The organism is Bacillus sp. B2-WWTP-C-10-Post-4, from assembly GCF_009183805.1.
GTDB classification, from domain to species: Bacteria; Bacillota; Bacilli; order Bacillales; family Bacillaceae_G; genus Bacillus_A; species Bacillus_A cereus.
In genome coordinates, this window is sequence record NZ_WEII01000131.1 from 1 (window position 1) to 10,083 (window position 10,083).

Genomic DNA, 10,083 nt, shown 5'->3' on the forward strand with positions numbered 1-10,083 from the left:
CATTTACGCTCCACACTAGTAATCTAGCAATACCAAAATCAAAATTCACATGGAATTGAGGGATGTTATGAAACAGAAATTAGCTGTTCTTCTATTCACTGGAATCATATTATCAGGATGTTCAACTATAGCAGAGAATTCTTTAGAAAGCGGGAAAGGCAGTATGGAATTATTAACACCAACGATCACAGCAAAAGATAATGAATTAGAAATTAAAACTAAAGGCATTGATGAAAATAAAGTAACTTTTATTTATGTTGCTAATAAAAAAGTATTGGAACAAAAACTAAAAAATAGTGAATCCTACAAGCTTAACATTAAAGATATCGAACACTCTCATAGGACAGACTACAAACCAAAAGTTCAACTTTTCCAAACGAAAGATGATAATGATGATGGAGAAATGGTAACCTTCAAACAAGTTAGATATACAGTTAAAAACTGATTTTAAAGTTGTTTCATTATAAATGTAACGAACGAAAATATACTTTTAACAGTAGATAAATGTAGGGGGTGCTAACATGAAAAAACGATGGATTTCTTGGTGGATTGGTAACATATTTTGGATTATCGTTTTTGGAATATGGGCCGCTATTATTTGGCTACGAGATGTTGATGGGGCTGGTGTTATTCAAACACCTGAAATTAAATCAATATCACTTATCGTTTTATTAATTGCGTTTATCATACCGGTATTTTTTCAAATTATATGGCTAATCATTAATTTGAGAATGAGTAAAAAAAATAATTATACGATTTAGTTTTTTTTGAATTAATAGATGAATATTTTTCATAAAAAAAGAGAGAAATCTACATCAAAATAGATTCCTCTCTTTTACATTTGGACTTATACTGCACTTTTAATGCAGCACTACTCCTCTTTTTTTACGATGCATGTTCATCTTTCTTTTTCATTAACGCTCTTTTCTTCATCGCCTTCGTTAAATATCCACCCTTAAACGAGCGAATTTCATACGAAGACATAAACGCTTTCGGTGCAATTTCATTAATGATTTCCAAAAGTTCTTTCTCTCTAGAACGCTTTGCAACGATATCTAAGCGATAACGTATAGAATTAATACCTTCGCCCTCAAATACTGTAACGCCAAATCCAGAGTGACGTAATTCATCTACTAATTCATTACAACGGTCTAGTAAACTAACTTGATACGTAATATAACCAATTGCTAATTTATTCTCTATATAACCGCCTAATAACAGTCCCGCACTAAAGCCAATGACATAGGCAACGATGTTCATCCAATTTGATAAATCTTGAAACACAATACCTAAACTGACAATGTAAATAGCTCCTTCTAACAATCCAACACCAGCAGCGGATCTTGTTTGATTCTTTACAAGCAAAATCGTACGGATTGTTAATATTGGAACGTAAATAATTTGAAGCACAAAAATAAGTAGCGCTTGTAACATTGGTATCCACCTCTTTCAAAAAGTCTTTTGTCATAATAACATACATAACCTTTAGAAATCGATGGGTTTTTTAAAATTTTTTTATTATTTTTCATACTATTGAAAAACACAAAAAAGAAGCGTATTATATTTGTCATTAATTTGATTACTTGTATCATATCGCTAAACTAAAAAAGGAACCTGATTAGGTCCCTTTCATCATAGCTCTATGTTTTTCGAAGCATGTTCTCTTTGCTTCTCTTCTTTCACTAACTGCATATTTGCATACGCTAAATTTGCAATCATTAAAAAGTGACCACCTAAAATACCTGTACCGAATGCCCACATTTCCATTTCATGCTCAATTTCATACATGATGATAGCTCCTAAAATAGCAGCTGCAAATCGGTTTAAAACTCCTAATCCAGGAGCCTTTTCCTTCATTACGATACTTTTTCCGAGTTTCTCCACTCTGCGAGCTAATAACCAAAGACAATAGGCGCTTACTGCTAATCCAATACCGAACCCTGTCACTTGTTTTCCAAACGGAGTAATCGTCCACATAAGTAGTAAACCACTAAAGATCACATACAATTGTAATCGATATACACGTAAGGCTTCTTGAATCAAAATATCCGCTCCTAAGTTCTCATTTTTTGTACTTTAGAAGAAAAGCAGCAACTTACACAGTTGCTGCTTTCTCTTCTTCTTCTTGTTCTTGTTCCATCTTACGAATTTCAACACGTTTAATTTGGTAAGCGTCTTTTTCTAACACTTTAAATTCATAACCTTCCGCCTCAACGTGTTGTCCTTCTTCGATTTCATGATTTTGCATCATAATCCATCCACCGATTGTATCCACATCATCTTCTTCGATGTGTAATCCAAATAAATCTTTCACTTCTGAGATAAGCACTTTTCCATCAACAATGATATGTTGCTCGTTCACATGTTGAATTGGCGGTGCTTCATCTTCATCATATTCGTCACGAATTTCGCCGACGATTTCCTCCAAGATATCTTCAAGCGTTACAATTCCGGCTGTTCCTCCGTACTCATCATATAAAACAGCCATCGGAATTCGCTTCTTCTGCATTTGAAGTAATAAATCGTGAATTGGAGTCGTTTCCATCACTTCAATAATCGGACGCATATACGAGCGAATAGATGATAAATCTTTTTGATCCTCGGTCATATATCGAATAAAGAAATCTTTTACGTTGACCATACCGATAATATCATCTTTATCTTCTCCAAAAATCGGATAACGTGTGTATCGCTCATTTTGGATCACTTTCATGTGTTCTTCTACTGAATCTTCCAGGTAGAAACCAACGATTTCTGTTCGCGGTACCATAATCTCTTTTGCAATACGATTATCAAATTCAAAAATGTTATTTACATACTTGTATTCAGCTTGATTAATTTCGCCACTTTCATAGCTATCTGAAAGGATAAGACGTAATTCTTCTTCTGTATGAGCTACTTCATGTTCTGAAGCTGGCTTTAAACCGAATAAACCAGTTATCACACGAGCTGAACCGTTCAATACCCAAATAAATGGATACATTACTTTATAGAACATCATTAATGGACCTGCCAATAATAACGTTACCCTTTCAGCCTTTTGAATTGCCATCGTTTTCGGAGCTAATTCCCCTACTACAACGTGTAAATACGTCATAATCATAAAAGCAAGACCAAATGTTAATACTGATGAAATAGAAGGATTTAAGTTCCATTTCTCAAATAACGGGTGTAATAACTTTTCAATTGTCGGTTCACCTAACCAACCTAATCCCATAGCTGTAACTGTAATACCTAATTGACAAGCAGATAAATATTCATCTAAATTTGTTGTTACTTTTTTCGCTGCTAAAGCACCGCGTTTTCCTTCCGCAACAAGCTGATCGATACGACTTGAACGTATCTTTACAATCGCAAACTCTGCTGCTACGAAAAATCCAGTAAATGCGATTAAAATCGCAACCATGACTAAATTAAATATTTCCAATGAATCCCCTTAGTTAAAAAACTAAGGTGTCCACCTCCTGTATACTATAATGTTTTCTTATTTGTTCGTTAGAAAACATAGCCCGATACAAAAATTAAAGAGGTCGGATTTCACTTATTCTATAATAATAGAGCAAGTGTCTGTATTAAAGCTGTCGTTTGACCAGATAAAGATTTCGATATTTTTTCACGTTGTGAATCAGTCAATCCATCTAAAAGCGGCTTTAACTCAGTAAGCTCCACTTCTAATTGATGAATATGGTCTGTCACTTCATTCACTTGTTTCGAAACGTGTTCATTGATACCGAGCAGCTTCTTCTTCTCCTCGATTTTCTCTTTAATCTCACAAAGCGGCATATGCATTTCTTTGCACTTCTCAATAAATTGTAATGTCTCAAATGCTGTTTCGTCGTAATAGCGATAATTAGATTGAGATCGCTCCGCTTTTAAGATACCTAGATTCGTATAATAATCAATCGTTCGTTTCGACACGTGAGCCATGAGAGCCAACTGTCCGATTCGATACACCTTCCCAACGATCTTCCCCCCTTGTTTATATTACTTACATCATACAATACATAAACTGTACAGTCAAACGTGACGGTTTATTATTCACAATTTATACAAAATCCCAATCTCCTCCTATGATGATTCAATACGAGTAATCTACACTTATACAATAAAATTACTAAACTACTACCTAATCACTACATTGTCTGCCACTTTTAACCTTTCTTATTTAAAAGCATATCCTACTAATAATGATTGCTTGTATAGGAGGGAATTAATATGAAAAAGACAATCATTTCTCATTTTTATAATGAAGAATACCTACTTCCATGGTGGCTTATGCATCACACGAAAATATTCGATCACGGCATTTTAATTAATAGAGGGTCTACAGATCGTTCCGTAGAGATTTGTAAACTATTAGCACCCCACTGGGAAGTACGAAATTCAAGATTTCTTGAGTTTGATCCAACTAATACTGATATTGAAGTGATGGAAATTGAAAGAGAAGTTTCAGGTTGGAAAATCGTTTTAAATACTACTGAATTCTTTTGTTGTAATAATACTGAAGAATTTTTTTCATCTCTTCATACACTAGGCCAAAACATGTATGCGATTAGAATGATTTTAATGATAGATAATCATAATTATAATTATTCAAAGCCTAGATATTCTATCCCCTTAGTAGAACAGCGATACCACGGTGTCTTCCCTTATAACCCAAATCTCGGATGTGCTTGGAGATTTATTCACAATCATCTAGACGGTGCATATTTACCTGGTAGACATCATTCGCGGCACGGATATATAATTTATGACTATCCTTCATTTATTTTAAAATTTTATTTTAGCCCTTGGAATGAACAATCAAAAGCAAGAAAATTACAAATTACACCTACCCTTTCAAAAAGGGGTGTTCAAATGGGACTTCAAACACATTACGGTCAATCTCCTGAAGTACTGGACATACGTTTTTTAGAGCTTAGTAACCTAACACAAGACCTCCGTCATAACCCTGAATATCAAAAATTATTTCCAAAATTCAAACCGTAATATTTTCTGCATCGTCATCACCTCAAACATTTTCATTCACTTAATCAAAAACAATCTCATTTGCATAAAACATGAATACTGTATAAATAATAAATTTTTATTTTAGGAGGAAAAAATGAAAGCTGTTATTCTTGCTGGTGGGTACGGTACAAGAATTGGGGAAGAAACACATTTAAAACCGAAACCTATGATTGAAATTGGAACAAAACCCATTCTATGGCACATTATGAGTTTGTATAGTCATTACGGGATTACTGAGTTTATTATTTGCTTAGGCTATAAAGGATATGCAATTAAAGAGTTCTTTCTAAATTACAACTTACACATGTCTGATTTCACAATACAGTTAAACGATAATACAATTACTAGCCATTCTCATCGTGTAGAACCATGGAAAGTTACACTAATCGATACTGGTGTAAATACCGAAACGGGTGGCCGAGTGAAAAAGATTCAAAATTATGTCGGAGACGAACCTTTCTGCCTCACTTATGGTGATGGATTAAGTAATGTAAATATAAAAGAACTTATTACATTCCATAAAAAACATGGAAAAATGGCTACTGTTACTGCCGTACAACCTCCTGGTAGATTCGGTTCTCTCATATTAGATAAACAGTCTGTAACATCTTTTCAAGAAAAACCATTAGGTGATGGCGGATGGGTTAACGGTGGATTTTTCGTTTTAAATCCTGAAGTTTTCAATTACATTAGTGGAGATAAGTCTGTTTTTGAAACAGACACTTTAGTTCAGTTAGTAAACAAAAATGAATTGGCCGCATATCAACATTCTGGTTTTTGGCATCCGATGGATACATTGCGCGATAAAAATAAATTAGTCGAGCTATGGGAAAGTAATAACGCTCCGTGGAAGGTTTGGTAATATGGCTTCATCATCTTTTTGGAATAAGAAAAAAGTATTTATTACAGGACATACTGGATTTAAAGGCTCCTGGCTCACCCTTTTCTTAAGTTCTTTAGGTGCAGAAGTAGTAGGCTTTTCTTCTCATCCCCCATCCATTCCTAACACTTTTGAACAAGGTAACGTAGCAAAAGAGTGCACGACAATGAAAGGCGATATTACAGATTACCATTCTTTATTTCATGCCATGAAGCAGCATAAACCTGACATAATATTTCATTTAGCAGCTCAGCCAATCGTAACCGCTTCATACAAAAACCCTATCGATACATTCAAAACGAATGTTTTAGGTACTGTTCACGTGCTAGAAGCAGCAAAGTCCATCGAAAGCGTACGTGCCATTATTAATGTGACAAGCGATAAATGTTATGAGAATGACGGTAGTGGCGACCGAGCGTTCGTGGAAAATGACCGACTAGGAGGTTTCGACCCTTATAGCGCTAGTAAAGCTTGCGCTGAAATAGTGGCAACATCCTATCAAAAATCATTCTTCCGCACTAATACCCAGAAACTCGCCTCAGTCAGAGCTGGTAACGTCATCGGCGGTGGTGATTGGGCAGAAGACCGATTATTCCCTGATATCATTCGGGCATATTTGCACAATCATACTTTGTGTATTCGAAACAAATATGCCGTCCGTCCGTGGCAACATGTTTTAGATCCTTTACATGGCTATATCCTTTTAGCTGAGAAACTTTGGAATGATGCTAAATATGCAGAAGCGTGGAATTTCGGCCCAATGAATGAACCTAACAGAACCGTTCATGATGTCATTGAATCTGTAATAAAATTATGGAATAACCCACTAACAATCATTTCCTCCTCTACAAATACTCCTTATGAATCACCTGTTTTAACACTCGATAGTACAAAAGCAGTAAACAAACTCGGCTGGACTCCTAAGTTATCAACAGATGATGCTATCGCTTGGACTGTTGATTGGTACAAAAAATATGCATCTGGTGAAAATATAGAATCTTTCACACGACAACAAATCGATGCATTCAAAAATTTATAAGGGGGCTATAAAATGGAACAGAAAAAATGCCGTTTTTGCCACTCATTACTAACCAACACTTTTTTAGATTTGGGCGTTTCCCCTCTTGCTAATTCATTTGTAGCTCCTGAAAGTTCATATAAAATGGAACCTTTTTATCCGCTGCACACATTTGTTTGTAACTCTTGTTTACTCGTCCAGCTAGATGAATTTGAATCCCCACAAAATATTTTTCATAACTATTTATACTTCAGCTCTTACTCCTCAAGTTGGCTACTACACGCTAAACAATATGTAGAAATGGCTATTAAGCGTTTCAACTTAACGAAACATTCAAAAGTGATTGAAATCGCAAGTAACGATGGGTACTTATTACAATACTTTAAAAAAGAAAATATCGAGACATTGGGAATTGAACCCGCGAAAAACGTAGCAGAAATTGCTATCAAAAAAGGAATTCCTACTCATGTAAATTTTTTCAGTAATGACTTAGCAAAAAAATTGCCACAAGCTGATTTAATCGTCGCAAATAACGTATTAGCACATGTTCCAAACTTGCATGATTTTGTTGCCGGTTTAAAAACGTTATTAAAACAAGATGGCACGATAACAATTGAATTCCCACACTTATTAAACCTCATATCCTTTAAACAGTTCGATACTATCTACCATGAGCACTTTTCCTACTTCTCACTTATAAGCCTTCAAAAAGTTTTAAGTTATCATCATTTACAAATTGTTGATGTAGAAGAACTTTCAACGCATGGTGGTTCCTTACGGATTTTTGTAAACCATCTAAGTGCCCAATCACCTATCCATTCCAATGTTACAAAATTAATTCAAAAAGAAGTCGACCACGGGTTAGATACATTAGATTGCTATCTCCTTTTTTCTAAACGCATCGAACAATTGAAAATAAATATTTTAAAGTTTTTTATTGAAGCGAAAGCTTTAAACAAACAAATTATCGGTTACGGTGCTCCAGCTAAAGGAAACACCCTTTTGAATTATTGCGGGATAGGTAAAGAATTTCTAGCTTATACAGTAGATAAAAATCCTCACAAACAAAATCTCCTTTTACCAGGAACTCGTATTCCAATAAAATCTCCAGCAGAAATTAAACGTACAAAACCGGATTACATTCTTATACTTCCTTGGAATTTGAAAGACGAAATTATGAAAGAATGCTCTTTCATTCGTGAATGGGGCGGTAAATTTTTAGTGACGGTTCCAGAAATTGAGGTGATCGAGCCATGAAGAAAGTTGTTGTAACAGGTGGTAGTGGCTGGATAGGTAAATATGTTGTACATTCACTTATACAAAAGGGATATGAAGTGCACGCCACGTATAATAAAAATAACCCCTCTCACCTCCCTTGCCATTGGCATAAAGTAAACTTTCTTCGCGATGACGAAGTAAAACAATTCATTTCGGATGTTCAGCCTAGCCATCTCATTCACCTTGCTTGGGAAGCAGTGCCACCAGCATGCTATGTATCTATTAATAATTACTATTGGCTAAAGTCTAGTATTTCATTGATTCAACACTTCACAACATGCGGCGGAAAGCGTGTTGTCGTTGCAGGTACTGGCGCAGAGTACGAATGGTTTAACGGCGTATTATTTGAAGATTCACCGCTCCTTTCCTATAAAACCCCGTATTCTTTATGTAAAAATGCACTGCACTCCTGGCTAGAAACGTATGCACAACAAACAGGCCTCAGCATGTGTTGGGGCCGCATTTTTCATATGTATGGACCTCACGAACAAGGTAATCGGCTCGTTTCTAACATTATCACTTCCTTATTAAAAAACGAGGAAGCACTATGTACACATGGAAAACAATCGAGAGATTTCCTCCATGTGAGTGACGTCGCTGACGCTCTCGTAACAATATTAGAACACAGCGTTACAGGCACCATCAATATCGCTTCTGGTCAATCTGTACAAATTAAAAAGTTAGCTTCTATCATTGCTAAAAAGATAGGAAAAGAACATTTAATTAAACTAGGTGCAATCCCTTTCTCTAAAGATGAACCTTTATTTGTCGGGGTTAATGTAGAACGTTTAAAAACTGAAGTAAACTGGAAACCAACATACGATCTAAATACAGGAATTGAAGAAACAATTTTATGGTGGAAATCATTTATACAAAAACATAACGATATGCATCATTAAAACGTAAATCCTTCGTTCCTCTCGCTAATTCCTTATACCATTCTCCTAATCTTTCCGACGTAATAATATGGTGCGTCCCCATTCCCCCATGCTTACTAGCTTCAGAAAGAGTCGGACCAATTTGTAACTTTCTCTTTCTCATCGCATCGTTCCACGGACTAAACCCAAACCATAATATACAGGCAAGAGGTGGATAAATCATCGATTCATGCGCAGATAAATGTCTTCCAACCGTATAACTTCCATGCTCATGATTATGAATAAATCTACCTCTTCTCCATAACGGCCAATCTTCTGGTAAATAACCATGAAATCGCTGTTTCATTAAAGGTATTCCAAAGTTAAGGTCCGGATAGTTGTAGTTAGGATCATCAACCATAATAAGCCCGTCCAGCCAATACATCCTCCCCCCCAATTCATTTAGCGATTTCCAAAACTGATTTTTATCTTGCACGCAAAGAAACTCAGTCGTATTTAAAATCATTTTCCATCCTTGTACTTCTTGTTCTATCCTCATCACTTCATGATCTGTCGCATATGCATCAAACTCTGGATTTACAGAATCTCGCACCTCCCAATGCGGTGCGAATTTTTTACAAATCTCAACGGAACGATCTGTTGAACCTTTATTAATTAAAATACCATGATCAAAAAGTTTCGTATGATGCATAAGCCACCATGGCAATAAATACTCTTCATTGTAAAAATGTGAAATAACGGTTGTAGTTATAATAATCTCCTCCTCTTTCTCTATTAATCTACTTTTTATCCTACAACCAATATACTCATAAGCAAAAATATGTTTCCTAATTATTGATCAAATATTATTATTAATATTTTTGTAAGTTTTCCTTTGGTACCCAGCCCTTCTCACCATCTCTTCCTTCGCACCAAACCCATCCATTCAATTCTTCTAATCCGATCAATCTTTCTCCAATACTCACATTTAATTCTTTCGCAGTATATTGTTTTATAATAATTCCTGTTCCATTCATATC

Annotated in this window: 13 protein-coding genes; 7 read left to right on the forward strand and 6 right to left on the reverse strand. The window is 35.3% G+C overall.

Annotated features, from left to right (window positions below; all coding sequences use genetic code 11):
• Positions 1–49: 49 nt before the first annotated feature.
• Entirely contained in the window at positions 50–445 is a 396-nt protein-coding gene (locus GBN78_RS26310) for a hypothetical protein (RefSeq protein ID WP_100616887.1), read from the forward strand.
• 76 nt (positions 446–521) lie between these two features.
• Positions 522–761, forward strand: coding sequence for a DUF3923 family protein (locus GBN78_RS26315; RefSeq protein WP_000747679.1), 240 nt, complete (start codon positions 522–524; stop codon positions 759–761).
• A 124-nt stretch (positions 762–885) separates the two neighbouring features.
• On the opposite strand, the gene GBN78_RS26320 is transcribed toward GBN78_RS26315, so the two are convergent.
• The 4 genes from GBN78_RS26320 to GBN78_RS26335 all read right to left on the reverse strand — a co-directional run bounded on the left by GBN78_RS26320 (position 886) and on the right by GBN78_RS26335 (position 3,954).
• Positions 886–1,434: a DUF2179 domain-containing protein gene (locus GBN78_RS26320; protein ID WP_000938438.1), complete on the reverse strand. Its 549-nt coding sequence runs from the start codon at positions 1,432–1,434 to the stop codon at positions 886–888.
• 198 nt (positions 1,435–1,632) lie between these two features.
• Positions 1,633–2,043, reverse strand: coding sequence for an ATP synthase subunit I (locus tag GBN78_RS26325; protein WP_044584707.1), 411 nt, complete (start codon positions 2,041–2,043; stop codon positions 1,633–1,635).
• Positions 2,044–2,095: 52 nt separating this feature from the next.
• On the reverse strand, positions 2,096–3,427 hold the full coding sequence (locus GBN78_RS26330; protein WP_000402257.1) for a hemolysin family protein: 1,332 nt from the start codon (positions 3,425–3,427) through the stop codon (positions 2,096–2,098).
• Positions 3,428–3,546: 119 nt separating this feature from the next.
• On the reverse strand, positions 3,547–3,954 hold the full coding sequence (locus tag GBN78_RS26335) for a MerR family transcriptional regulator (RefSeq protein WP_000285635.1): 408 nt from the start codon (positions 3,952–3,954) through the stop codon (positions 3,547–3,549).
• A 261-nt stretch (positions 3,955–4,215) separates the two neighbouring features.
• Here GBN78_RS26335 and GBN78_RS26340 point away from each other — a divergent pair, with 261 nt between their 5' ends.
• From GBN78_RS26340 to GBN78_RS26360, 5 genes are all read left to right on the forward strand, one after another.
• Complete coding sequence (locus GBN78_RS26340; protein WP_000750974.1) at positions 4,216–4,989, forward strand: glycosyltransferase family 2 protein; 774 nt, start codon at positions 4,216–4,218, stop codon at positions 4,987–4,989.
• 115 nt (positions 4,990–5,104) lie between these two features.
• Positions 5,105–5,872 carry a glucose-1-phosphate cytidylyltransferase gene (gene rfbF, locus GBN78_RS26345; RefSeq protein WP_000648807.1) on the forward strand — a complete coding sequence of 256 codons (768 nt, stop codon included), beginning with the start codon at positions 5,105–5,107 and terminating at the stop codon, positions 5,870–5,872.
• A gap of 1 nt (position 5,873) precedes the next feature.
• The gene (rfbG, locus tag GBN78_RS26350; protein WP_000168666.1) at positions 5,874–6,929 is read left to right on the forward strand and encodes a CDP-glucose 4,6-dehydratase; all 1,056 of its coding nucleotides are present in this window, start codon (positions 5,874–5,876) and stop codon (positions 6,927–6,929) included.
• A gap of 12 nt (positions 6,930–6,941) precedes the next feature.
• Positions 6,942–8,165, forward strand: coding sequence for a class I SAM-dependent methyltransferase (locus tag GBN78_RS26355; protein ID WP_152127870.1), 1,224 nt, complete (start codon positions 6,942–6,944; stop codon positions 8,163–8,165).
• The gene (locus tag GBN78_RS26360) at positions 8,162–9,085 is read left to right on the forward strand and encodes an NAD-dependent epimerase/dehydratase family protein (protein WP_152127871.1); all 924 of its coding nucleotides are present in this window, start codon (positions 8,162–8,164) and stop codon (positions 9,083–9,085) included. Before GBN78_RS26355 ends, GBN78_RS26360 begins: the two co-directional genes overlap by 4 nt.
• Here GBN78_RS26360 and GBN78_RS26365 read toward each other — a convergent pair.
• A complete protein-coding gene (locus tag GBN78_RS26365) occupies positions 9,054–9,854 on the reverse strand; it encodes a glycosyltransferase family 2 protein (RefSeq protein WP_076774856.1) in 801 nt (266 codons plus the stop codon). The genes GBN78_RS26360 and GBN78_RS26365 overlap by 32 nt on opposite strands.
• A gap of 61 nt (positions 9,855–9,915) precedes the next feature.
• Positions 9,916–10,083 (reverse strand): SH3 domain-containing protein (locus GBN78_RS26370; RefSeq protein ID WP_264298955.1); only part of this gene is annotated, 168 nt, incomplete at its 5' end.

Excerpts from the sequence above, each read along its gene's own strand:
- GBN78_RS26320 (WP_000938438.1), bottom strand. The coding sequence starts at position 1,434 with ATGTTACAAGCGCTACTTATTTTTGTGCTTCAAATTATTTACGTTCCA.
- rfbF (WP_000648807.1), top strand. The coding sequence starts at position 5,105 with ATGAAAGCTGTTATTCTTGCTGGTGGGTACGGTACAAGAATTGGGGAA.
- GBN78_RS26310 (WP_100616887.1), top strand. The coding sequence starts at position 50 with ATGGAATTGAGGGATGTTATGAAACAGAAATTAGCTGTTCTTCTATTC.
- GBN78_RS26315 (WP_000747679.1), top strand. The coding sequence starts at position 522 with ATGAAAAAACGATGGATTTCTTGGTGGATTGGTAACATATTTTGGATT.
- rfbG (WP_000168666.1), top strand. The coding sequence starts at position 5,874 with ATGGCTTCATCATCTTTTTGGAATAAGAAAAAAGTATTTATTACAGGA.
- GBN78_RS26355 (WP_152127870.1), top strand. The coding sequence starts at position 6,942 with ATGGAACAGAAAAAATGCCGTTTTTGCCACTCATTACTAACCAACACT.
- GBN78_RS26360 (WP_152127871.1), top strand. The coding sequence starts at position 8,162 with ATGAAGAAAGTTGTTGTAACAGGTGGTAGTGGCTGGATAGGTAAATAT.
- GBN78_RS26340 (WP_000750974.1), top strand. The coding sequence starts at position 4,216 with ATGAAAAAGACAATCATTTCTCATTTTTATAATGAAGAATACCTACTT.